At 58.7% G+C, this 23,304-nt stretch carries 18 protein-coding genes; 8 read left to right on the top strand and 10 right to left on the bottom strand.

The annotated features are described in order from the left end of the window. Positions 1-653: 653 nt before the first annotated feature. Complete coding sequence (mnmA, locus tag HMPREF1556_RS04975) at positions 654-1,829, top strand: tRNA 2-thiouridine(34) synthase MnmA (protein ID WP_021667227.1); 1,176 nt, start codon at positions 654-656, stop codon at positions 1,827-1,829. 123 nt (positions 1,830-1,952) lie between these two features. Here mnmA and HMPREF1556_RS04970 read toward each other — a convergent pair whose 3' ends face one another. Genes HMPREF1556_RS04970 through HMPREF1556_RS04940 form a run of 7 tightly spaced genes read right to left on the bottom strand, consistent with a single transcriptional unit; the run spans position 1,953 to position 12,746 of the window. After that, a complete protein-coding gene (locus HMPREF1556_RS04970; protein ID WP_021667226.1) occupies positions 1,953-3,749 on the bottom strand; it encodes a hypothetical protein in 1,797 nt (598 codons plus the stop codon). Further along, positions 3,746-6,769 carry a tetratricopeptide repeat protein gene (locus tag HMPREF1556_RS04965; RefSeq protein WP_021667225.1) on the bottom strand — a complete coding sequence of 1,008 codons (3,024 nt, stop codon included), beginning with the start codon at positions 6,767-6,769 and terminating at the stop codon, positions 3,746-3,748. The genes HMPREF1556_RS04970 and HMPREF1556_RS04965 overlap by 4 nt, the downstream gene beginning before the upstream one ends. A gap of 50 nt (positions 6,770-6,819) precedes the next feature. Next, positions 6,820-7,734, bottom strand: a complete 915-nt coding sequence (locus HMPREF1556_RS04960; RefSeq protein WP_044125260.1) for a ribonuclease Z — start codon at positions 7,732-7,734, stop codon at positions 6,820-6,822. Positions 7,735-7,753: 19 nt separating this feature from the next. Next, a complete protein-coding gene (gene rseP, locus HMPREF1556_RS04955; RefSeq protein WP_021667222.1) occupies positions 7,754-9,076 on the bottom strand; it encodes an RIP metalloprotease RseP in 1,323 nt (440 codons plus the stop codon). 32 nt (positions 9,077-9,108) lie between these two features. Next, positions 9,109-10,275 carry a 1-deoxy-D-xylulose-5-phosphate reductoisomerase gene (locus HMPREF1556_RS04950; RefSeq protein ID WP_021667221.1) on the bottom strand — a complete coding sequence of 389 codons (1,167 nt, stop codon included), beginning with the start codon at positions 10,273-10,275 and terminating at the stop codon, positions 9,109-9,111. A gap of 9 nt (positions 10,276-10,284) precedes the next feature. Continuing rightward, the gene (gene pepT, locus HMPREF1556_RS04945; protein ID WP_021667220.1) at positions 10,285-11,541 is read right to left on the bottom strand and encodes a peptidase T; all 1,257 of its coding nucleotides are present in this window, start codon (positions 11,539-11,541) and stop codon (positions 10,285-10,287) included. Further along, positions 11,538-12,746 (bottom strand): lipopolysaccharide assembly protein LapB, encoded by a 1,209-nt coding sequence (locus HMPREF1556_RS04940; RefSeq protein WP_021667219.1) that lies wholly within the window; start codon positions 12,744-12,746, stop codon positions 11,538-11,540. Before HMPREF1556_RS04940 ends, pepT begins: the two co-directional genes overlap by 4 nt. A 330-nt stretch (positions 12,747-13,076) precedes the next feature. On the opposite strand from HMPREF1556_RS04940, the gene HMPREF1556_RS04935 reads away from it, so the two are divergent. The 7 genes from HMPREF1556_RS04935 (at position 13,077) to HMPREF1556_RS04905 (ending at position 18,652) form a co-directional block, all read left to right on the top strand. Next, positions 13,077-14,012, top strand: a complete 936-nt coding sequence (locus HMPREF1556_RS04935; protein ID WP_021667217.1) for a CsgG/HfaB family protein — start codon at positions 13,077-13,079, stop codon at positions 14,010-14,012. 46 nt (positions 14,013-14,058) lie between these two features. Continuing rightward, positions 14,059-14,400, top strand: coding sequence for a hypothetical protein (locus HMPREF1556_RS04930; protein ID WP_021667216.1), 342 nt, complete (start codon positions 14,059-14,061; stop codon positions 14,398-14,400). A gap of 45 nt (positions 14,401-14,445) precedes the next feature. Then, positions 14,446-14,802, top strand: a complete 357-nt coding sequence (locus tag HMPREF1556_RS04925) for a DUF4810 domain-containing protein (protein ID WP_021667215.1) — start codon at positions 14,446-14,448, stop codon at positions 14,800-14,802. Next, the gene (locus HMPREF1556_RS04920) at positions 14,802-15,518 is read left to right on the top strand and encodes a GNA1162 family protein (protein ID WP_021667214.1); all 717 of its coding nucleotides are present in this window, start codon (positions 14,802-14,804) and stop codon (positions 15,516-15,518) included. The genes HMPREF1556_RS04925 and HMPREF1556_RS04920 overlap by 1 nt, the downstream gene beginning before the upstream one ends. Before the next feature lie 333 nt (positions 15,519-15,851). Continuing rightward, positions 15,852-16,844, top strand: coding sequence for a lipopolysaccharide kinase InaA family protein (locus HMPREF1556_RS04915; RefSeq protein ID WP_044125259.1), 993 nt, complete (start codon positions 15,852-15,854; stop codon positions 16,842-16,844). A 4-nt stretch (positions 16,845-16,848) separates the two neighbouring features. Continuing rightward, a complete protein-coding gene (locus HMPREF1556_RS04910) occupies positions 16,849-18,408 on the top strand; it encodes a GH3 auxin-responsive promoter family protein (RefSeq protein ID WP_021667212.1) in 1,560 nt (519 codons plus the stop codon). Between the two features lie 4 nt (positions 18,409-18,412). After that, positions 18,413-18,652 carry a hypothetical protein gene (locus HMPREF1556_RS04905; protein ID WP_021667211.1) on the top strand — a complete coding sequence of 80 codons (240 nt, stop codon included), beginning with the start codon at positions 18,413-18,415 and terminating at the stop codon, positions 18,650-18,652. A gap of 77 nt (positions 18,653-18,729) precedes the next feature. On the opposite strand, the gene feoB is transcribed toward HMPREF1556_RS04905, so the two are convergent. From feoB to HMPREF1556_RS04890, 3 genes are all read right to left on the bottom strand, one after another. Further along, positions 18,730-20,877, bottom strand: a complete 2,148-nt coding sequence (feoB, locus tag HMPREF1556_RS04900; RefSeq protein WP_021667210.1) for a ferrous iron transport protein B — start codon at positions 20,875-20,877, stop codon at positions 18,730-18,732. Next, entirely contained in the window at positions 20,858-21,856 is a 999-nt protein-coding gene (locus tag HMPREF1556_RS04895; RefSeq protein ID WP_044125258.1) for a metal-dependent transcriptional regulator, read from the bottom strand. The genes feoB and HMPREF1556_RS04895 overlap by 20 nt, the downstream gene beginning before the upstream one ends. A 153-nt stretch (positions 21,857-22,009) precedes the next feature. Then, complete coding sequence (locus HMPREF1556_RS04890; RefSeq protein WP_021667207.1) at positions 22,010-22,873, bottom strand: RNA polymerase sigma factor RpoD/SigA; 864 nt, start codon at positions 22,871-22,873, stop codon at positions 22,010-22,012. Between the last annotated feature and the right edge of the window lie 431 nt (positions 22,874-23,304).

The raw sequence follows: 23,304 nt of genomic DNA, 5'->3' as shown, positions 1-23,304 counted from the left end.
ATGGCGTTCTGGGTCTTTATATACTTCTTGTTTGTTGGGTAGTGTGCGAATACCTCGCCAGTCAAAGCATGCGCTAATTTGTCGAAGGAACGAGTGCTTCATGTGGTCGCGACTCACCTGCGTATAAACTTGCAGGAAGCCCGGAGCGGATTCGCTTTGTTTGGTTGGTATAGCTATACGACTGTTTTGGTTATGAAGATGCTAAATGTCAGTAATACAAGAAGCAACCACAACCCTGTATACCTTTGAAATACCGTGTAATGGTCTCAATTCATGGGTTCCTCGAGAGACCCATGAATGGGTGACTTTTGCGACCTAGGGTAGATCGGCGATGCGACCCACAGTAGGTTTCCCGGGCGAGCTCTAGGAGTCACTTCCCTCCCCCTTTCAGAAGGCTCTACTTTACGGGACTGAGACCTTCCTCCCTCGACCCTCGGATGGCGTCTTCCACAGCACGAGGTTTAGACCTTAGAGTGGAGTATATCCCCCTCTTCTCCCCCACCCTATGCGGACTGCACAGGAGAGGGGAGGCAAGGGCAACGCCCCTAGCCTATCCTTCCTCTTGAGGCTTACCCAGATCGATCGGGCTTCACCCCTAGGAGTGACAGAGCGCAGGAGGCTCGCATGGGGCGAATGCCGTATCTTTGTGCCCGATGAACCGACAGCAAGACCTCATCGCTCCCCTCAGGGAGCGTATCCAGCATAGTGGCATCCAGGAGCCCCGCATCGCTGCCCTCGTCTCGGGGGGCGTAGATAGCTCCGTCGTGGTGCATCTCCTCTGCCAAGCGGGCTACCGCCCTACCCTCTTCTACATCCAGATCGGGATGGAGGAGCGAGGCTTCACCGACTGCTCGTGGGAGGATGATCTAGAGATCGTGCGCCATCTGGCGCATCGGTATGACTGCCCGCTCCAGGTCGTCTCCCTCCACGAGGAGTATTGGGCGCAAGTCGTCGAGTACACCATCGACACGGTGCGCCGAGGGCTGACGCCCAACCCCGACATGATGTGCAACAAGTTGATCAAGTTCGGATGCTTCGAGGAGAAGTGGGGCAAGGACTTCGACTTCATCGCCACAGGGCACTATGCGACGACGAGCTTCGTCGACGGGCATCTCTACCTAACGACTGCCCCCGATCCCGTGAAGGATCAGACGGACTTCCTCGCCCAGATCAACTTCCGTCAGGTCTCCAAGCTCCTCTTCCCCACGGGGCATCTTCTGAAGAGTCAGGTGCGCCAGATCGCCGAGGAAGCCCACCTACTGAGCGCTCGACGCAAGGACAGCCAAGGGATCTGCTTCCTCGGGAAGGTGAACTACAACGAGTTCATCCAGCGAGCCCTCGGCGAGCGTGAGGGTCTGATCATCGAGCGTGAGACGGGCAAGGTGCTCGGCAAGCATCGTGGCTACTGGTTCCACACCATCGGTCAGCGCAAGGGGCTCGGGCTAAGTGGCGGACCATGGTTCGTCGTGAAGAAGAACATCCGTCGCAATATCCTCCTCGTCAGCCAAGGCTATGACCCCTCCGACCAGTACGGCGATCACATCGGCATGGAGCAGTGCGACTTCATCAGCCTCGACCCATGGGCCTACACCAGCCTTCGCCAAGGGCTCGAGACGCCCCTCAGCCGTGAGACACCGCTGGAGATCACCTTCAAGGTGCGCCATACCCCAGAGTTCACCCGAGGTCTCCTGAGCTATCACCCCGAGGAAGGCTACCTCATCGAGAGCAAGGAGCCCATCCAAGGCATTGCCCCAGGGCAGTATGCCGTGCTCTACGATACCGAGCATCGGATCTGCTTCGGGAGCGGGATGATCACCCGAGGCTTCTAGCATCCCTGCCCACCCCGAGGGCACTACCCTTCCCTACGAGAAAAGACGATCGGCCGACCAAGTGCGAGACTTGGTCGGCCGATCGTCTTCGTATAGCGTCGAGGGGCTTCCCCCTCTATCTACTTAGAAGGTCACCTGTAGCCCTGCCTGTAGGAGCATCGCCTGCGGTGCGTAGCCGTACCAGCGGGTCGCTCCTCGGGAGAGCGGAGTACGGAGCTCAGCCGTGAGGCTTAGCTTCTTCGACAGCGAGTAGACGGCATCGGCATGCAGGAGATGAAGCTGACTGAGCGAGTGGACCTCCCCTTCGGTATCGTAGGACTTGATCGCTGTGGCGAAGTCATAGCCGGCACGGAGACGGAGCTCGGGGAGGAGCTGTAGCTCGACGAGGCTCTCTAGCGTGAAGCTAGGACGGGAGAGGAACTGCTGGGTCGTCTGGTAGCGAGCATAGACCCCACGGAGTGAGGTGGTGAAGAGGCCTCGGTGATTGTATGCCAGCTCCAGCCCGAGATTCTGCTCTCTGTAGTCCACATAGTAGGGGCGGAAGGTGATGGGCATCAGATAGGAGGCCGTGGCGGGCAGCCCATCAGGATGGAGGAGAGGTGAGGGGCGGAACTCCGCAGCCCCCTTGTGGTCGGCGTAGCGCCCGAAGGCTTCGATACTGAAGGCTCCACCGATGGTCCCCCCGAGGCTGAGCTTGACATCATAGAGTCGCTCATAGCGCCCTACGAAGGACTCATGATCTAGGTAGGGAGCCTCGTCTGCGATCCGGTGGAGGCTGTGTCTGAGGAGCTGAGCATCCGTCTCAAGACGTATATCGAAGGCGGAGCCAATACGTAGCTTCGCATCGATCTTAGGGAAGAGGAAGAGGTGAGAGTTGTAGTGGTCATTGCCCGTGAGCACTCGTAGCCCCGCCAGTGCTCTCCAGCCTAGGTCCCCATAGACATCCTCGGTGAGGAAGTAGGGCACACCCGTCAGGATCATGCGGGTGCTCGAGGTACGCTTCTCGGGGAAGCCGTAGAGGAAGGGCACGCTAGAGGAGAGTGAGCCCAGTGACCACGCTCCCATCGCCCCGAGACGTGAGGTACTACCCAGTCGGTAGGAGAGATCGGCAGAGAGCTCAGGGAGCCATTCACGGGGAGAGGCCAGGGTGGCACTTGCCCCTTGGATGGAGCGAGATGAAGTATAGTCTACCCGAGCGCCGAAGTCATAGAGCCAGTCCTCAGTGAAGTCCTCCTCGGTAGCATAGCGAGCGCCGACAGAGACGAGCGTAGAGCTCCGACGGAGCTCAGGGCCGAAGGCGATCGAGCCTAGAGGCACACCCAGTAGAGGACGGGTAAGTCCGAGGCCGTAGTAGTTGTATCCATGCTGGCCTGCTGTGAGCTTCAGGCCGAGCGTAGCTTCATCGAAGTGATGCTCGTAGCTGGAGCCAAGGAGCCAAGCATCCTCCCGTATCTTCTGCGCCGAGCCTAGAGGGAGCTTCGTATCGGATCGTGTCCACAGGTAGCGACCGAAGACATCCCAGCGGTCAGTCTTGGTAGAGAGGAGGCGCAGACCAGCCCCTGCCTTCATCCCGTAGGAGAAGCCACCAGAGAGATAGACATAGCCCCGCTGCTCGCTCTTGTCGAAGCCACCACGAGGCGCCGTGACTGCTCCTAGTGGAGAGACCCCAGGACGCAGGGCAAAGGGTATAGGGGTATCGAGGTAGGCGTGGCGCACAGCCGTCACCGAAGGCACGGGGACGACATAGCTCAGGTCACGTGGCTGTCGTGTACCCAGCGTGACTTCATCCTCCGTCATCACTGTGAGCTCACGGCGAAGGGTGTCGGCACGCTTCACCTTAGCTTCTTGAGCCGAGAGAGCGCTAGACCCTAGGGTGAGGAGCGCCGAAGCTAGGATAGGGATTAGGGTGAACTTCTTCATTTCTTATTCTGATAGGAGGTGAGTCGGTCAGAGATCATCTGTGCGATATCGTCTTCATTCCCCTTGTAGTTGTCTCGTAGACTCTCTACATACTGCTGAGCCACATAGGTCTCGCCCTGCTTGTGGTAGCAGTCCGCTAGGAGGAGGAAGGCACGAGCCAGCCAGTACTGCTGTGGCGTCCCCTTGGCGATGAAGGCATCGAGCGCCTTCTTCGTCTCCTGGACCTTGCCCGAGCGGAAGAGGAGCGTCGAGTGGCGGATATAGCCTTCGGCACCCGAGGCCGTATCGAAGCTCTTCAGCAGGGGCTCATAGGTCTTCAGAGCCTTACCCGTAGCACCAGTAGCCTCTTCGCTCTTACCTTGTAGCAGGATGAGCTCTGAGCGGGTAGCCTGAGGGAGGTCACTGCGGCGAAGGAGCTCCTCAGCCGTAGTGATGGAGCGCTTGTAGTCCTTAGCCTCATAGGCGGCCTTAGCTAGTGCACGGCCATAGCGGAGATGCTGGGGAGCTTCGAGCCCTTCGATCCCGTAGAGGGTTGCCCAGGCATTGACCGCCTCCCGCTGTCGCCCGGTCTCCTCATAGATCTTGGTCTGTGCCTCTAGGGCGGGCAGACGTAGGTCGAGGGAGCGAGCTGGGGCAGAGAGCTTGGTATAGATAGCTAGGGCCTCGGCCTGTCGTCCCGACTGGGCGTAGCGCTCGGCCAAGAGGAGCTCTGCCTTGCCCGCCTCACGGCTCGCAGGGTAGGAGCGTGTGAAGGCCTCCAGCTCGGAGAGGGAGGCATCCTTGTCCTTCTTGTACTTGCTCTCGAGGGAGAGGTACTCCAGATGTGCCTTCTCGCTCTCGGTAGGTGTGAGTTGCTTACCCAGGGTAGAGGCGTAGGCCGTGTACTCGTCGATGCGGTCGAGGCTGATGTAGATATTCTTCAGGTCAGAGAGTGCCGAGCGAGCCTCTTCACTCTCTGGGTAACGGGCGATCAGATCCTTATAGGCCTTGATCGCCTCTTCGGTGCGCCCATTGTTGTAGGCAAGCATGGCCTTCTCCATAGCCCCAAGGCGAGCATACTGGCTGTCGGGATAGCGCTTGACGAGTTCGTCGAAGACAGCTGTCGCCTGCTCAGCACGAGCCTTGCTTAGCACGAGGGCTCGTCCCTTGTCATAGAGTACCTCGGGTAGGTGGGTCGACTGGGGATGGGTCTTGATGATGCGATCCAGTGTCTCGATCTGCTTGGGGTACTGCCCCCAGCGACCGTAGATCGTAGCCACACGGTAGAGAGCTTCGTCACTACCCGAGGGCATCCCTTCATCAGCTCGACGATAGAGGGCCAGAGCCTCAGCAGACTTCTTCTGGATGAGGAGGCAGTCCCCCATGCGAGCTAGTGCATCAGCACGACGGAGGGACTCATCCTGCCCTGCTCGTGAGGTAAAGGCTTCGAAGGAGCGGTAGGCCGAGGGGTACTGCTTCTGATTGTAGTGGGCATAGCCCTCGACATAGTACGCCAGGGCTGGAGCAGAGCCTGTGGCGATACTCTTCGAAGCATCAGCACCTGCCGAGGCATAGTCGCCTCGCTCCAGAGAGCTGGTAGCTCGGAGGAGGTAGGCCTGAGCCGTGTTGTCGGACTTCGTGCCTAGGGTGATCGCCCGAGAGAGGTAGTCTCGAGCACGGGTGTGATCCTGCTCCCCTAGTGCACCCTCACCGAGGCGAAGGAGGACGTACTGCTTCGCTTCGCTGAGCTCAGGGCTCTGTATCTGTAGACGCTCCAGCGTAGCGAGGGACTCGGCATAGTCCTTATTAGAGAGGAAGATCCCCTTGATGAGCTGGAGGATATGGGGGCGATAGGTGGAGCGAGGGAATTCGGAGATGAAGAGCTCGGCCATGCGTACGGTCTGTCCGAAGTTCGACCGCTGGGTCTCATCCTGTAGGAGGATACCATTGTAGAGCGCATACTCCCGTACACGCTCGCTGGCAGCAGGGTGCTGACCTGCGCTGCTGAAGGCTAAGGCTGCCTCGCTGGTGCGCTGGAGCTTGATACGGGCATTCCCCAGGAGGAAGAGTGCCTGTGCCCCTAGTGCTTCATTGCTCTCGGAGGCAGTGCTCAGAGGACGGAGGGCTTCCTCATAGCGCCCCAGCGTATAGAGCGATGTACCCAGAGCATAGCACTCCTCAGCGGTCGGGCGGTAGTCATCGAGCTCCTGCAGAGGCTGGAGCGTCTGGATGGCCTGCTGGTAGTCGCCTGCAGCGTAGTAGGACTGACCGATGACGGACTTGAGCGAAGCACGAGAGGCCATCTCCGGGTAGGTACGCTGGAGCTCGCTCGCTCGGCGCTGTGCCGTCGTAGCATCCTCCGTGGAGAAGGAGAGCAGGGTCAGCTGATAGGCTGCCTCTGGAGCTAGCTCTGGGGAGTAATCGGTACGGGAGAAGATCGTGCGTGCCTCCTGGATATCGCCACGAGCCCACGCTACCGATCCGAGGTAGAGCAGGGCTTGCTCCCCGACGATCGAGGAGTCTTCGCTAGCGAGGATGAGCAGGCGCTGTGCCTCCTCGAGGTCGACAGCCCCCCGCTGATCAGAGAGCAGGACATAGGCCAGCGCTAGGTCTCGCTGTGCAGCCTCTCGGGGGGAGAGGGCTGAGGTCTCGACCTTCTCGAGCTGGGTGCGGGCCAGTGGCAGTAGCCCCTGGTCTACATACACCAGCGCTAGGAGGAGCTCCGCTGAAGGGCGCTCCAGAGCACGGGGGTATTCCTTGAGGTAGCGGGTGAGGACTTCGTCGGGGGATTGCTGCCCAGCCATCAGCTCTACGATGGCCTTACGATAGGGGAGGTGCTCAGCCAGCAGAGGGAGAGCCCTCAGTCTCGGCAGGTCGTGCTGGTAGCCGATATAGTTACGGCTAGCGAAGTCCTCCTGTAGCTGCGTGAGGAAGGCTCTCGAGGGGCGTAGCTCCGCCGTCTGAGCCGAGAGGCTGGCTAGCGTAAGCGAGGCGCAACCGAGGGTCAAGATGAGCCGCTTGATCGTCTTCTTTGTCGTCATGTAGTCTATGGGGATTGGGGTATCGCTGAGGGGATACCTCAGAGATACGTTCAGAGATCTATGATCATCCCTTCGTCAGAGGCTAAGGTCTCCGGGAAGACTTCCTGTGCCTCACGAAGGAGAGGTGTAGCGTCGAGGTAGCGCGCCGAGTAGTGGCCGATCAAGAGACGCCCTACTCCGGAGGCCTGGGCGATGAGGGCCGCCTGCTCTGCGGTGCTATGGGCCGTCACCTTGGCTCGCTCAGAGCGCTCACGAGAGAAGGTAGCCTCGTGGTACAGCAGGTCTACCCCTTGGATCAGGGGTACGAGCGAGGGTGCGTAGGCCGTATCTGAGCAGTAGGCGTAGCTACGTGCCTTGCGTCCCTGACGGGTGAGGCGGTGATTAGGGATCACCTGCCCCTCCTCTGTCGTGAAGTCCGCTCCCTCACGTAGCGCTACATAGTACGAACGAGGGACTTGGTAGAAATCACATGAGGCACGGTCAATATGTCGCTCAATCACCTTCTCTCGGAAAAGGTAGCCTACGCAGGGGACACGATGCTCCAGTGGGAGCGAGGTGATCTCGACCGACCTATCCTCGTAGACGAGTCCACTCTTGCGATCGTCGATGACATGCACCTCTATCTCATAGCCCAGGTAGGAGCGACTCTCTTCGATGAAGGGGGCGAGGAAGGTGTCTATCCCTCGAGGGCCGTAGACGGGGAGTGCTCTTCGCCTGCCCAGCATCCCCATCGTAGAGAGGAAGCCATAGAGGCCGTAGCAGTGGTCTCCGTGCAGATGCGAGATGAAGACCCCGATGATGCGACCGAAGTCCAGACGCTGCAGACGGAACTGGCGCTGGGCACCCTCCCCACAGTCTACGAGGAAGAGCTTATCCCTAAGCTCTACCACCTGTGACGTCGGGTAGTGAACTGCCGTCGGTAGTGCTGACCCACAGCCTAAGATATGTACACGGAAGTCTCCCATGCCTTGGAGCGAGGATGAGTTAGTGCCCGAAGAAGGAGCGATAGATATCGTTGCCGTTAGCGTAGAGCATCAGTAGGAGCAGGAGGACAAGACCCACGGTCTGGATCGTCGTCATAGCTCGGTCGCTAAGGGGCTTACGGCGTATCATCTCGATGATGATGAAGAGGATGTGCCCCCCATCGAGCGCAGGAATAGGCAGGATATTCATCACGGCTAAGATGATGGAGAGGAAAGCGGTGATGGCCCAGAAGCTCTGCCAGTCGAAGCTCGTAGGGAAGAGCTTGCCCATCGTCCCGAGCCCCCCCATCTGCTTGGCACCTTCCTTAGTGAAGATGTACTTGAGTCCACGTACGTAGCCCGAGATCGTCTGGCCTGCTCGGTCGATACCAGCAGGAATAGCAGAGAGGAGGCCGTAGCTCACGTGCTCGATAGGATAGATCTCCTCTACCCCTCGTAGGACGATACCGATGTGACCTGCCGTATCGACGGGGAGCGTCTGGGCAAGGATCTCTCCTGCCCGATCAATAGAGAGGGTGACGCTTCCCCCCTTCTTAGCCTGTAGGGCGGTGACTACCTCATTGATATCGGAGCAGGCTGTGCTATCGACAGCGACTACCCTGTCGCCTGAAGCCAGTAGACCATGAGCAGGGCTCGTCGAGGAGACAGAGTCCACGACGAAGGGCAGACGTAGCGAGCCAAAGCCTTCCTCAGCCTTGAGGAGCTGATGCATCATATCCTGAGGCATCTGGATCGTCTTCTCCTCCTGTCCTCGGCGGACGGTGACCTCACGGGCATTGATCAGGGAAGACATGAAGCGGGAGTCTAGTACGTTGGGGGCGACCTTGTCGTCGACCTTGAGGATGACGTCGCCATCCACAAAGCCCACAGACTGTGCTGTCCTGGAGAAGGTCATCCCCGAAGTAACCTGATCGCTGTGGAGGACCTTAGTGCCCCAGACCAGCGTGATGCCTGTATAGATGACGAAGGCCAGCAGGATATTGAAGATCACTCCCCCTGCCATGATCATCAGACGAGCGAAGGGCTTCTTGCTCCTGAACTCGTCGGGCTTGGGTTCACTCTTGATCGCATCGGTGTCGAGGGATTCGTCGATCATACCAGCGATCTTGCAGTAGCCCCCGAGGGGAAGCCAACCTACACCATAGGTCGTACCACTACGCTTACTCGTCCACTTGAAGAGGGAGAACCAGGGGTTGAAGAAGAGGTAGAACTTCTCTACACGTGCTCCGAAGAAGCGAGCCATCGAGTAGTGCCCGAGCTCATGGATGAAGACGAGGATGGAGAGGGAGAAGAGAAGCTGAACTATACGAATTGCTATATCCACTTGTATGTGATTGTCTAAGGGGAAGTCTATGATTATCTACGGGAGCCGAGCCACTGCCGGCACTGCTGCCGCACCTCCGCATCAAGCTCGACGAGGAGATCAAGGTCGTAGCTGGGAGCGGGGCGGTGTGCCTCTAGAGCCCGCTCGATGAGCGTGCTCATAGCTCGGAAGCCTAGCTGGCCCGAGAGGAAGGCTTCTACAGCTACCTCATTGGCAGCATTGAGCACACAGGGAGCGGTGCCCCCTAGCTCCAGAGCTCGATAGGCTAAGGCAAGGTTGGGGAAGAGCTCGAGGTTGGGACGCTCGAAGGTAAAGCTGTAGTCCATGAAGTTCAGACGGGGATAGTCGTTGGCTATCCGCTCGGTGAGTCCAAGGGCGTAGCTTATGGGCAGGCGCATATCGGGTAGGCCTAGCTGAGCCTTGACAGACCCGTCGGCGAACTCCACCATCGAGTGGATGATGCTCTGCGGGTGTACGATGACCTCAATAGCCTCTGCAGGGGTATCGAAGAGCCAGCGTGCCTCGATCATCTCCAGCCCCTTATTCATCAGCGAGGCCGAGTCGATAGTGACCTTAGCCCCCATCGACCAGTTGGGATGGGCTAGCGCTTGCTCTACCGTCACCCCTTCGAGTTCCTCGATCGTCCGATAGGTGCGGAAGGGGCCTCCCGAGGCCGTAAGCAGTATCCGCTCCAGAGGGTTAGCCTCTTCGCCCACGAGGCACTGATAGATAGCCGAGTGCTCTGAGTCCACGGGGAGGATGCGGGCTCCATGGCGCTTAGCTAGCGACATGATCAGCTCGCCGGCGACGACGAGGGTCTCCTTGTTCGACAGGGCGATGGTCTTGCCTGCCTCTATGGCAGAGAGCGTAGGAGCAAGACCCGAGAAGCCCACCATCGCCGTCAGGACAATATCGACCTCGGGGCGCTGGACAGCCTCCAGGATGGAGTCGGAGCCCGTCTGTACCTCGATGGGGGTAGCAGAGAGTGCTCGGCGCACTTCCTCGTAGCACGTCTCATCGGTGATCACTACCAGCTGGGGCTCGAACTCAAGAGCTTGGCGGATGAGGAGCTCTGTGCTCCTACGTGCCACGAGTACCGAAACTTCTAGCTTCTCACGATGGTCACGGATGACCTCGAGGGCTTGTGTCCCGATGGAGCCTGTAGAGCCAAGGATGGCGATCCTCTTCTTTGGTGTCATCGGTGTCAATTAGCCTGCGGTGGGAGCTTCAGTAAGGAGATAGACGAGGGTCTCCACGGAGCGACACATCGTATCGAGCGAAGCATACTCATACTTACCATGGAAGTTCGCTCCTCCGGTGAAGAGGTTGGGACAGGGCAGGCCCATATAGGAGAGTCGGGCGCCGTCGGTACCGCCTCGTATGGGGGAGGTACGTGGGGTGACGCCTGCTCGTAGCATCGCTGCTCGGGCACGCTCGAGGTACTCCTCGTGGGGAGCTACCTGGTCATACATATTGTAGTAGGTATCCTCGATGGAGAGCTCGATGACAGGGCGCTTGTAGGCTACGTTTATCTCTGCCGCCACCTGAGCCATGAGCTCCTTCTTCTCCTCGAAGAGGGCTCGGTCATGGTCACGGATGATATATTCGGCTTCGGCGTACTCTACGCCCCCCGAGAAGTGCATCAGGTGGTAGAAGCCTTCGTAGCCCTCGGTGAACTCTGGGCGGGCATAGTGGGGCAGAGCTGCATGGAGCAGGTAGATCGCCTCGAGGGCATTGATCATCTTGCCCTTGGCGGAGCCGGGGTGGATGCTTCGTCCGTGTGCTATGACTCGGGCGGAGGCAGCGTTGAAGTTCTCATACTCCAGCTCGCCCTCCCGACTGCCGTCTACAGTGAAAGCAAAGTCGGCGCCAAAGGCCTTGACGTCGAAGAAGTCCACGCCCTTGCCGATCTCCTCATCCGGGGTGAAGCCGATGCAGATCTTCCCGTGCGGGAGCTCGGGATGCGCTAGTATGTAGCGGACGGTCTCCATGATCTCAGCGACCCCGGCCTTGTCGTCCGCCCCTAGGAGCGTCGAGCCATCAGTGGTGATGAGCGTATGCCCCAGGAGCTCCATGAGCTCGGGGAACTCCCGAGCCGTCAGCTCTGCAGTATCCCCCAGAGCAATAGGGGAGCCGTCATAGTCCTCTATGATCTGCGGGCGTACACCACGCCCTGTGAAGTCAGGGCTGGTATCAGCGTGAGCGATGAGGCCGAGTGCTGGTCGGTCTTCGTAGCCAGGCGTAGCGGGGATCTGCGCCATGACATAGCCCTTCTCCAGCAGGCGCACCTCTGGGACGCCCATCTCGATGAGTTCGTCACGAAGGAGGCGCAGCAGGTCAAGCTGCTTCTCTGTCGAGGGGTAAGTCGTGCTGGTAGGGTCGCTCTCGGTATCGATCTCGACGTAGCGCAGGAAGCGACTTAGCAGGGCCTCCCGCACGCTGGAGGCTATAGAGGGTGAGTTCATTCCTTAGGGGTATTGGGGGTGTATAGTTCTTCGTACTTCTTCTCCAGGCCCAGTCGGTAGTAGACATTGCCCAGCAGGTCTCGCACCTGATCGGGAGCCATCTTGTAGGCAGCCTCCAGATGAGGGAGCGACTGACGGAAGTAGTCTTTTGCCTTCTTCTCGTCAAGCTTGGTACTCAGAGGGTCGGCTAGTATCGAGACGGCATGGTTGTAGTAGACCTGTCCGAGGTTGAAGAGGGCGTCGTAGTTGTCCGGGCTCAGGCGAAGGACCTGACGATAGATCTCGATGGCACGATCCCAGTCCTGAGCGAAGAAGTAGACATTACCTCGTAGGACGAGGAGGTTGGGATTATCGGGTGTGACCTTGAGGGCACGGTCGATGAGCTCTACTGCCTCCTTGTACTTCCCTTGGGACTGATAGATAGAGATCATCGAGCCGAAGTAGAAGGAGGTCTCAGGATAGAGCCTTGCTCCCTCCTCCAGCAGAGGCATAGCCCCGACGGTATCCTGCTGGGCTAAGTAAGCTCGGGCGACGAACTGATAGACTTCATTCTTATTCGCTGCCACATCCTTATATTCCTTACCCAGGCGGATGACTTCGGGATAGAGCTCACCCGTATAGGCTGAGACTAGGGCGTAGTAGGCCAGATTGGAGACGGTAGAGTCTACAGGGAGCTTCGTCTGTCCGATGGGTAGTAGTATCCGTCGGGCATCTAAGGCGCCGGTGAAGGCCCTCACCGCTTCGGCGTAGTCCTTATGTTCAAGCCAGAAGAGACCGGCTTCATACATCCTCGGGGCATCCTCCTTCAGGTATTCCTGGATCTTCTTCTCATACCTCAGTACGATGCGTCCCGTAGCGGGCTCCGGTTGACGCTCTAGGGAGTCGGCCACACGCCAACCAATAAGTTCGTTGACGATGGAGCGGAACATCTGGGCCGTATCTCCCTCGCTTCTCGGCATGGTGATCTTACGGTATTCAGTACGGTAGAGGTTACGCTCCACCAGCCCCTTGACATAGTAGGTGTAGGAGTCATTCTTCGTCTCCTCGTGCTCTTCGGCGAGCTTGATGAGTCGACGGATCTCGGTGTAGTTAGGTTTATCGCTCTGTAGTAGGCGATCAGCAGCACGTACATTGGTGTGCTGTGCTACCCCACTTAGTGGCGTGAGGAGGCAGAGCGCAGCGATGTACCCTAGGTAACTTTTCATTATGATCGTCGTATACGGTTTAGTAGCTTGAGGGTGAGCCTTGGTTCTCACTCATCCTTATAACCACCAAGGTCAAGGAAAAGATATGCTCACCACGTATCGGACAAAGATACGATTATTGGCACGGATAGGGGCTATCATCCGTCCCGCTAAGCCTTTGCCCTACCCCGAGAGACAGGTATCGCCCCTCAAGAGGCACGAGTATAGCTGGGGGAGAAGCGCCCCACTCCCCTACTCCAAGCGCCCCTTCCCCTTCGGAGGAATTTCCCTAGGACTTACGGATCAAATCCCTATATTTGCTCCATCAAGTCACGCTAATCCATCAGTAGTATGAATATCCGTAGCATCCTCCTCGGGGGGCTTGTCGCCTCCCTCGCCTCCCTAAGCTGGCAAGCTCAGGCGCAAGAACCTCAGCGCGTCGAAGCGCACCCTGGTGTCAGCCTCTCGGCACCCCAAACGACCCGAGGGCTGAAGTGGAAGGTAGCCGTCGGACGCTTCTCTAACGAGACGCAGTACGGCAAAGGCATCTTCTATGACAGGGAGAACGACCCCATGGCCAAGCAAGCCCTTGATCTCCTCATGGCGAAACTAGGGGCGGCGGGGAAGTTCATCCTCCTAGAGCGTAGCGACGCCGACAAGGTCGCTGCCGAAGTCAAGGCAGGCTCTAGTCAGCGCATCCCCGCCGACTACCTCATCCTCGGCTCTATCACTGCCTTCGGGCGCAAGACTACGGGCTCGGAAGGGGTCTTCACCTCGGAGAAGCGTCAGACCGTCGAGGCTGGCGTCAGCATACGTATAATAGAAGTCTCCTCGGGGCAGGTCATCTTCTCCGACGAAGCTAAGGGGCAAGCGGAGACCACGAGCAAGAGCACCCTCGGCTTCGGCGGTAAGGCTGGCTACGATGCGACACTAAGCGACAAGGCTATCTCTGGCGCTATAGACCAGCTCATCGAGGGTATTATCAATAAGTGCAGTGACAAGCCCTGGCGTACCTACCTGCTCAGTGCCGACGACGAAGGCATCATCCTAGCAGGAGGAGCGAGCCAAGGGATACGCCCCGGGGATGTCTTCACGGTCTACAAGCAGGGCAAGCAAGTGACCAATCCCCAGACAGGCACTACCTTCCGCCTCGCAGGCAAGGCTGTCGCTCAGGTACGGGTAGACCAAGTAGCAGGCGAGAGTATCGACTCGGAGTACGCCATCGCTAGCCTCATCTCCGGCGCCTTCGACACGAAGAAGCTCGGCGAGTACTACCTCCAGCCCTAGTTCCCTCCGTCCCATTCTATCACCTCTTTAGTTACCCTACCCGATCATGAAGAAGTTCCTCGCTCTCCTCATCATCCCCCTACTGCTACTCGGGCTCTCCTCCTGTGGCACCACCGCCTCCGTTGCTGGGGGGCTCAATGACGAAGCCTACCTAGTCGTCGCCTCCTCGGGCAAGTACCTCGGGCAGAAGGTCGAAGTGCTGATCGACGAAGTCTCAGCCGTATCGATCGTCCCCGTCAAGCCCCAAGACGTCACCCGTAGCGCTAAGCGCATCACCATCACTCCAGGTAGGCATCAGATCCTCGTGCGAGACCGTGCAGGCCAAGTCCTCTTCGCTAAGGAGATCTTCATCTCTACACGCTCAGCTAAGACCATCACCCTACGCTAAGGGACTAGCTTGCTCCCCACGCCTTATCCACCCCATCCCCTATCTATGAGACACCTCTACCCCGTACGTGGCGTACTCTGCGCCCTCGGTGCCCTCCTCCTCTCTAGCTGTGCCACGACCCCGAGCCTCTATGGCTGGGGGAACTACGAGGCTACGAGCTACGCCGTGGCGAAGACACCGAGTGAGCAAAACCTCCAGCGCCTCATCCAGGTCTACGAAGAGCTCATCACCCACCCCAAGGGCACACGCCAGCTCCCCCCTCCAGGTATCTGTGCCGAGTACGGCTACCTACTCATCAAGCAGGGCAAGCCCGAGGAGGGACGCAAGCTCCTCGAGCGTGAGATCGCCCTCTACCCAGAAAGCTCCATCTTCATCCAGACCCTCCTCAAGCGCTTATTCTGATGGCTCTCTTCCGACGTCTCCTTAGCTCTGTAGCTACCTCTACGGCGCTATCACTACTTCTGCTCTCCTCCTGCGGGGTCACCAAGGGCGATCTCTCTCGTGAGTCGGCCTATGCCAAGATATATACCGAGTCCCCTCGCGCCATCCTCCTCATGCCTCCCATCAATGAGACCAATCAGGTGGAGCTGAAGGAGAACTTCTACGCTACCCTGCTTACCCCACTCTCCGAACGAGGCTACTATGTCTTCTCGCCCTTCTTGACGCAGGAACTCCTCCAGCAGGAAGGTGTCAACAACGCAGAGGAACTACTCGAGGCCAATCTCGCTCCCTTCCAGCGTATCTTCGGCGCTGATGCTGCCCTCTTCACCGTGATACACCGCTGGGAGAAGCAGGCTCTGAACGCCCGTATCCTCTTCGATATCTCCTACCACCTGCGTTCGCTGAAGACAGGGGATAGCCTCTTCGATCGTCGGGTCTCGGGCGAACTAGATACTTCGTCCTACAACTCGAGCGGAGGCCTCTGGGGCGGGCTTGCTCAGCTCGTGACCGATATGCTGGTGACGGCGCTGACGGACAAGGTCGTCGCCGCTCGACTAGCCAATCGGGAGATCCTCGTAGACCTACCCGCAGGGCCCTACCACCCTCACTACCGACAGGATCAGAAGACCCTCGTCGACTCCCCGACGAAGAGCGGGGTGCGCCTCCTCCGTCGCTAGCATCCGACCTTCGGGCCATCTATAGTTCCCTCAAGCCCCCAGCACCTGCTCCTCGAGCCCTGGTGCTGGGGCTTTTGCTTTCGGACTGGGAGGGAAGGGACTTTGCTCGGAAACATTCCTCTTCGGGCGAAGCTCCATTAGTCCGCATGCCAAGGGGCTTAGACGAAGGGCAAGGTAGCACTACTAGCGCCTCTCTTGAGGTACTACTGCTCCCTCCGAGGAGGCGCTACTGGTGCCTCTCAGCTAGCAGAGCTCCCTTCGTAGACGAGGGAAGAGTTTGTATCTTTGCCCCAAGCAACCACGGCGAAGACCTTCGGCCTACGTCAAGAGAAATTGTACAGATACAGAAGCATCCTAGAGGAGGGCGATGAGCTCCTCGGCCGACTCCTAGGCTATATCCAGACCTACGAGGCGGGGAGCAAGGAGCTCCCTAGCGGGGTACGCTGCTCCGAGATCTACCGAGGGCGCAATGTCCTCTACCATCTGGAGAGCCCCGAGGGAGACTATACCGTCAAGCACTTCGGACACCTAGCCCGAGCTCGCCAGCTCTACTACGGCTGGACGGACACAGGCAAGGCTCGACGCTCCTACCTCCACGCCCTCCAGCTCCAGAGCCTCGAGATCCTCACCCCCGAGCCCATAGGCTATATCGAGCGGTACGACCGCTTGGGAGGCCTCACCGACAGCTACTACATCACCCGCTACCTAGAGGTGACGGGCAGTAGCCTGCAGGCTCAGGCCCGTGAGGGAGGCGTCGAGCCGAGCCTCACCCGAGACCTAGCCCGCTTCCTGGCTGATCTCCATACCTCTGGGGTCGTCCACGAAGATCTCTCCCCGGGCAACCTTCCCTACATCTACCATCCCGAGAGCGATAGCTACTCCTTCGCTCTGGTAGATCTCAACCGCATGCACTTCACCGCAAGTGCCCTCGACGAGGCTACAAGCATCGGGAACATGGATCGCCTCTTCGCTCATCCCCGAGCCACCGAGGCCCTCGCCCGAGCCTACGCTGTCGCCCGAGGCTGGGAAGCCGAACCCGTGGTGAAGGCGCTCAACCGGGTCTGCGACCGCTTCTGGCTCAAGCGTCTGCCGAAGCTCGCCCTACGCCATGCTGTCCGCTACCAAGGCGTCTCCTCCACTACCTTCCTTCGTCTCTACGGGCAGTACCTGCGCTGGCGTCGCCTGCGTCATCTCTGCCCCTTCGCCCCGCTCCGCACTCGTCTCAGGGAGCGGGAGCAAGCCTTCTACACCCGCTTCCTCGAGCCCGAGGACGTACGTCGTGCCCTAGCCCTACGTGAGGGCTATACCCACTCCCCCATTCTCTGAAGCCATGGATCTAAAGACCTCGCTCGTCTACCAAGTCGCCAAGCTCCGCCTGCGTCGTATCGAGGAGTACTCTAGCCGTCTGGAGGACCTCCAGCAGGAGCAACTCCGTCACATCCTCACACGTGCTGCCCGCACGGACTTCGGTCGCCGTCATGGGCTCAGCCGTAGCTCCACCTACGCCTCCTACCGAGAGGCCGTCCCCATCATCGACTACGAAGGCGCTAAGGCCGATATCGAGCGCATGGTCCAGGGAGAGCGGGACGTGCTCATCCCCGGCGCCTGTCGCTGGTTCGCCAAGTCCAGCGGGACGACGAGCGACCGCAGTAAGTACATCCCCGTCCCCTACCTGCATCTCCAGGACTGTCACTACCGAGGCGGGAGCGATGCCCTTTGGCTCTATCTGAGGAACTATCCCGACTCCCGCTTCTTCTCCACCAAGGGCCTCGTCCTCGGGGGAAGCCACAGCCCGATGCCTCTGAGCGGGGGCAAGGCGCAGACGGGCGACCTCAGTTCGATCCTCGTCGAGCACATGCCCCTGCTGGGCAATCTCCTTCGTGTCCCCTCTCGTGAGACCCTCTTGATGAGCGAATGGACAGCGAAGATGAAGGCGATCGTCGAGGAGGTGAAGGGCGCTCATGTCGGTAGTCTCTCCGGCGTCCCCTCATGGATGCTCGTGCTGCTGAAGGAGGTCCTCTCCGCCACCGGTCGAGACAATATCTCCGAAGTCTGGCCAGACCTAGAGGTCTTCTTCCACGGCGGTATCAGCTTCTCTCCCTACCGCAGTACCTACGCCGAACTGATCCCCTCGGAGCGGATGCGCTACGAAGAGACCTACAACGCTAGCGAAGGCTTCTTCGCCATCCAGGACGACCCAGCGGAGTCGGGTATGCTTGTGATGCTTGACTACGGGGTCTTCTACGAGTTCATCCCCATGGATGAGTTCCCCTCCTCCTCGAGTGACTACAGTGGTGTGCGTGCCCGAGGGATACACGAGGTGGAGCTGGGGCGTGACTATGCTCTAGTCATCTCCACCCTCGGCGGTCTCTACCGCTACATCCTAGGCGATACGGTCCGCTTCACCTCGCTCTACCCTCATCGTATCGTGATCACGGGGCGGACAAAGCACTTCATCAATGCCTTCGGCGAAGAGGTCATGGTAGCCAATGCCGACGGGGCACTGGCCGAAGCTTGTAGGCGAGATGGGAAGGCACGAGTAAGCGAATACACGGCCGCTCCGTGCTTCTTCCTTGACGAAGGCAAGGGGCGTCACGACTGGCTCATAGAGTTCGAGACCGAGCCCCGTGACCTCGCTACCTTCAGCCGAGATCTAGATGATGCCCTTCGCCAGCTCAACTCCGACTACGATGCCAAGCGCTATGAGGATATGACCCTCCTGCCCTTATCGGTAGAGGTCGCTCCCTCGGGGCTCTTCCATCGCTGGCTCGAGGCTGAGGGCAAGCTGGGAGGCCAGCACAAGGTGCCCCGTCTAGCTAATAGCCGCCATTACCTCGATGCGCTCCTTCGACTGAGAGATGGTATAGCAGATCCCCACCTTCATCCCTAGCCCTATGAGACGGATATACACACGCATCCTCCTCCTGCTCCTCTACGTCGTCGTCCTCGGCTACGTGCTCTACCCTCGGGGAGCAAGCCTCGGCGAAGGTGAGGGCCTTCGCTGGCTCCTCGTCATGGGTGGTAGTCTACTGCTTGTCGTCCTACTCTTCCTCCTACTTCGCTACCGAGAGAAGAAACGGGAGAGCTACGACTATGGCTATTACCCCAAGGAAGAGGAGAAGAAGGAACCTTAGCTCCACGCCCGCTACCAAAGAACAAAGGCTGAGCCCCCCGACGGGGACTCAGCCTTTATTCTTCAGAGGTGCTGAGGCTAACTGAAGAGCCTCCACACGCCTGCCACGAGGATCGTAGTGATGATCCCGAGCCCGAGGGGCAGGAGGACCGAGAGGAGCGTCCAGCGTAGGCTGTGCGTCTCCTTATAAATGGTGTAGATGGTCGTGCTACAGGGGTGGTGCAGGAGACAGAAGAGCATCAGACAGACGGCGGTCATGAGCGTCCAGCCTCCCTGCTGCAGGATGGCAAAGGTCTCCGCATCCCCGCCTTCCATCAGGACGCCAGCTTCGCTCCCAGCTCCGCCGAGCACGAGGGTCGTCAGCATGAGCACCGTCGGGATCACGACCTCATTCGCTGGGATCGCTAGGATGTAGGCCAGTAGGATCACCCCATTCAGACCCATAAGCCATCCTGGGTAGTCCAGTAGGTGGATCAGATGCTCTGCGATGCTTGCTCCGAAGAGGTGCACATTGCACGTCAGCCAGATCAGCGCACCCGCAGGAGCGGAGAAGACGAGGGCACGCCATAGGACGATCAGTGTTCGGTCGATGACCGAGGTATAGAGCGTCCGCCAGAACTGTGGGGGTCGGTACGGCGGGAGCTCTAGGTGGAAGGTCGAGACTTCCCCCCTGAGCACGGTATGGGAGAGTACCCACGAAGAGGCGAACATCACCACTACCCCGATCAAGACGATCCCCAGCACTGAGCCGATACTTGCCAAGCCTCGGTAGGCCGGCGGTACAGCAGCACCGATGAAGAGGGACGCCAAGAGGATCTGTGTCGGCCAGCGTCCATTGCAGAGGGAGAAGTTATTGGTGATGATAGCGATGAGACGCTCTCGCTCGCTGTCGATGATGCGTGTAGAGACGACGCCGGCAGCGTTGCACCCGAAGCCCATGCTCATCGTCAAGGCTTGCTTGCCATGCGCACCACTTCGGCGGAAGAGCTCATCGAGGTTGAAGGCTACACGAGGTAGATAGCCGAAGTCCTCCAGCAGGGTGAAGAGCGGGAAGAAGATCGCCATCGGAGGGAGCATCACCGATACGACCCACGCCATAGAGAGATAGACCCCGTCGACGAGGAAGCCCGTCAGCCACCAGGGACTACCCAGTGCCGTGAGCGCTTCCTTGAAGAGGGGATGAAGCTTCCCTACCAATAGATCACTGAGGAAGGAAGACGGGTAATTAGATCCTATGATCGTAAGCCAAAAGACGCCCCCGAGCAGTAGTAGCATGATGGGGAAGCCCCAGAGACGGCTTGTGAGGATGCGGTCGAGACGCACATCCAGCGGTAGGCGTCCTTCTGCATTAGCTTGCACGATGACTTCGGAGCAGATCCTATAGGCGTCGGCATAGATCGCCTCTGTAAGCTGGTCATGGAAGTTCTCGCCGATCTCCAGGTGGACACGACGGGCAAGCTCCAGGAGCTCTGGTTGGTCGAAGCGCTCGACGATGGAGGGATCATCCTCGATCAGGCGATAGGCGATCCATCCACTATTAGGTACATCAGGGTAGAGTGCTTCTACCTTAGCCTGTAGGGCGGCGACCTGCTTAGCTGTGTGCTCGGGCAAACTGCTCTGTCGGTAGGGGGAGCAGGTGATCTCCCCGAGTGCTACCGAGCGTACCGCCGCGAGGAGTCTATCCATTCCTTCCCCCGAGCGAGCACTAGCGCCGACGACGGGGATACCTAGGCGACGGGAGAGGGCATTCAGGTTGATCTCAATCTTGTTGCGCCTTGCTTCGTCGAGGAGGTTGACGCAAAGCACGACCTTGTCCGTAATCTGTAGTACCTGCAGGAGCAAGTTCATGTTCCGCTCTAGACGTGTAGCATCCGCCACGACGACAGTGACGTCGGGGCGGGAGAAGAGGATGAAGTCCCTGGCTATCTCTTCGTCCTCTGAAGTCGAGGAGAGAGAGTAGGTACCTGGCAGGTCTACTATAGTATAGACATCACCGACGTAGGCAAAGGAACCCTCGGCCTTGCCTACGGTCTTGCCGGGCCAGTTACCCGTGTGCTGCTTGAGCCCTGTCAAGGCGTTGAAGACGGTACTCTTCCCTGTATTCGGGTTCCCGGCTAAAGCGATGGTAAAGCGAGCATCCTCTGTGTGCTCACCTCGGCGCTGTAGGCTCGCTGCTGGGCACGAAGCACAGGAGCTACAGTTGTGGCTATTCTGCTGATCGGTCATGGGTAGGTCGTTGGATGAGGATATAGCGGGCTTGGTCTTCACGAAGGGCGATCACGGCACCTCGGACGATGTAGGCAGTGGGGTTACCTAGGGGGCTACGCATATCGATACTGATGGAGCTCCCCCGTACAAAGCCTAGATCCATCAGGCGTCGGCGCATCGGACCCCTACACGAAGGCGAGAGGCCTACTACCTCCGCCACTTCCCCCTCCTCGAGGCGCACGAGGCGCTGGATCTGCTCCAGATGGCCTAGCTCTACCTCCTCAGATAGGGCAGGACGAAGAGAGAGGGCGGTGAGGCTGAAGGTCGGTAGCTCGATCTCCTCTCCTTCGTAGAAGAGTTGGGAGCGAGCACTCTCGAGTCGATCAAGGCGAAATACCGAGTCCCTCGTAAGCCCTACCCCTACTAGGGGGAGGTAGCTCTCGGGCTCGTCATCCTCGATGTGTAGGACGTGGTACCACTGCCCTACGGAGAGCTCTTCGATCGAGAGACTGTGGGGAAGGCTGGCTTCCGCCCCTTGGTTCGTCGGGATGGGGTCGCCATGAGGGTCATAAAGAGGATTACCGAGAAGGAGGGCTATACGCTCGTGCTCCTGCTCCGAGAGCTTGTGCTCCTCGCTGTGGGCAAGACGGTGCCAGTCCTCGGGCGAATACCCCGAGTGCTCAGCCAGATACATCTCATAAAGGCGGTGGGCACGCGTGAGCTCAAGGGCTCGGTGCCGACCACTCTCCGTCAACTCGAGCGAGCGTGGCTCGATGAAGCCCTCCCGCTCGAGTTCGCTCTGCAGACACTCTAAGGTGTCGGGGCTCAAGCCTAGATCCTTTGAGGTCAAGCGACGGGGCGTCCGACCTTTGGCCTTCTCTAGGTCGTAGAGCTGCTTCAATAGGTCTTCGGCCTCCGTCCTCTGCCTCATGCGGTGAGGGACGAGGTGTAGGCGCTGTAGCCAGCCTAATAGGTCTAAGGGGCGACGTCGCTTCATAATCCGTGGGGGTACTTCGGGAAGAGGGGGCGGGGATAAAAGTGAAGATGGCTATACACGCCCCCGTGCATAGCCATCTCATCATGGGTAGCTCTACGAGCGGAGTCTCTCGTGGAGGATACTCCCTTCGCGAGCGTAAAGTATGGGGCAGGATCAGCCTAGATAAGGCTTGAGCGTAGCGCAGTGATCACTCTGGCGGAGACGGCGGATGGCTTTCTCCTTGATCTGACGGACACGTTCACGAGTGAGGTTGAACTTCAGGCCGATCTCCTCAAGGGTCATCTCCTGACCACCGCCAATCCCGAAGAAGAGCTTCACGATCTCTGCTTCACGCTCAGAGAGCTTCGCCAGGACATGATCGATCTCCTTGGAGAGGGATTCATTCATGAGTGTGCGGTCAGCGTTGGGAGCATCCTCATTGACGAGCACGTCCAGTAGGCTATTGTCTTCGCCCTCGACGAAGGGAGCATCCACCGAGATATGGCGACCCGAGACCTTGAGGGTATCGGTGATCTTGTCTTCGGGGATATTGAGTTCCTTAGCCAGCTCTTCGCTGGAGGGCTTACGCTCATTCTCCTGCTCGAACTTAGAGAGGGCCTTGGTGATCTTGTTCAGCGTACCGACCTGGTTGAGGGGAAGGCGTACGATACGAGCCTGCTCAGCCAGAGCCTGGAGGATCGACTGACGGATCCACCATACTGCGTAGGAGATGAACTTGAAGCCTCGGGTCTCATCGAACTTCTCAGCAGCCTTGATCAAGCCCAGATTGCCCTCGTTGATCAAGTCGGGCAAGCTCAGGCCTTGGTTCTGGTACTGCTTAGCCACTGAGACGACGAAGCGGAGGTTAGCACGGGTCATCTTGTCTAGAGCTCTGCGGTCGCCACGCTTAATGGCTTGTGCGAGCTCTACCTCTTCCTCGATCGTGATCAGTTCTTCGCGGCCGATCTCTTGTAGATAGCGGTCTAGGGAGGCGCTCTCTCTATTGGTGATCGACTTCGAAATCTTTAGCTGTCTCATTCTTCTTGCTTCCTAAAATGTTTCTTACCTGGCCTGCTTTCTCTCCCGAGGCTTAGAGCCGAAGGGACAGACCAAGCGGTCGCACACGACTTCACCCTATCGGTACGTCACGCACGACGGTTTACTAATCCTTACTTCAAAAACTACGAATCCTCGAGTGCTTGTAGTGTCTCGACTGCCCTCTTCTCTTTATTGGTGCTCCCTCCTCTGATACTGGCGAGGGGCACACCGACCATACGAGTCCCGTGTCGCAGGGCAGGATAGTACAGCATATCAGGGTATGCGTATATGGTCTCTTTTGGATACCATACACCTAGTTAACTGCAAAGATACCACAATTGTTTGGCTTTACATGCTTCGGAGGCTTATCCGGGGCGAAGTCGAGACCCCCCTTTCAGAGGGGTCAAAAAACGACCCACGGTAGGTCGCCG

The organism is Porphyromonas sp. oral taxon 278 str. W7784, from assembly GCF_000467855.2.
GTDB lineage: Bacteria > Bacteroidota > Bacteroidia > Bacteroidales > Porphyromonadaceae > Porphyromonas.
Note: the sequence above shows the minus strand (reverse complement) of the source record. Positions and strands in the feature narration are given on the sequence as shown.

Bases quoted from the DNA above. Each gene is read 5' to 3' on its own strand.
- HMPREF1556_RS04925 (WP_021667215.1), top strand. From the start codon at position 14,446: ATGAGACACCTCTACCCCGTACGTGGCGTACTCTGCGCCCTCGGTGCC.
- HMPREF1556_RS04965 (WP_021667225.1), bottom strand. From the start codon at position 6,769: ATGACGACAAAGAAGACGATCAAGCGGCTCATCTTGACCCTCGGTTGC.
- HMPREF1556_RS04890 (WP_021667207.1), bottom strand. From the start codon at position 22,873: ATGAGACAGCTAAAGATTTCGAAGTCGATCACCAATAGAGAGAGCGCC.
- HMPREF1556_RS04905 (WP_021667211.1), top strand. From the start codon at position 18,413: ATGAGACGGATATACACACGCATCCTCCTCCTGCTCCTCTACGTCGTC.
- HMPREF1556_RS04895 (WP_044125258.1), bottom strand. From the start codon at position 21,856: ATGAAGCGACGTCGCCCCTTAGACCTATTAGGCTGGCTACAGCGCCTA.
- HMPREF1556_RS04910 (WP_021667212.1), top strand. From the start codon at position 16,849: ATGGATCTAAAGACCTCGCTCGTCTACCAAGTCGCCAAGCTCCGCCTG.
- HMPREF1556_RS04935 (WP_021667217.1), top strand. From the start codon at position 13,077: ATGAATATCCGTAGCATCCTCCTCGGGGGGCTTGTCGCCTCCCTCGCC.
- HMPREF1556_RS04960 (WP_044125260.1), bottom strand. From the start codon at position 7,734: ATGGGAGACTTCCGTGTACATATCTTAGGCTGTGGGTCAGCACTACCG.
- HMPREF1556_RS04920 (WP_021667214.1), top strand. From the start codon at position 14,802: ATGGCTCTCTTCCGACGTCTCCTTAGCTCTGTAGCTACCTCTACGGCG.
- HMPREF1556_RS04940 (WP_021667219.1), bottom strand. From the start codon at position 12,746: ATGAAAAGTTACCTAGGGTACATCGCTGCGCTCTGCCTCCTCACGCCA.
- pepT (WP_021667220.1), bottom strand. From the start codon at position 11,541: ATGAACTCACCCTCTATAGCCTCCAGCGTGCGGGAGGCCCTGCTAAGT.
- mnmA (WP_021667227.1), top strand. From the start codon at position 654: ATGAACCGACAGCAAGACCTCATCGCTCCCCTCAGGGAGCGTATCCAG.
- feoB (WP_021667210.1), bottom strand. From the start codon at position 20,877: ATGACCGATCAGCAGAATAGCCACAACTGTAGCTCCTGTGCTTCGTGC.
- HMPREF1556_RS04970 (WP_021667226.1), bottom strand. From the start codon at position 3,749: ATGAAGAAGTTCACCCTAATCCCTATCCTAGCTTCGGCGCTCCTCACC.
- HMPREF1556_RS04930 (WP_021667216.1), top strand. From the start codon at position 14,059: ATGAAGAAGTTCCTCGCTCTCCTCATCATCCCCCTACTGCTACTCGGG.
- HMPREF1556_RS04950 (WP_021667221.1), bottom strand. From the start codon at position 10,275: ATGACACCAAAGAAGAGGATCGCCATCCTTGGCTCTACAGGCTCCATC.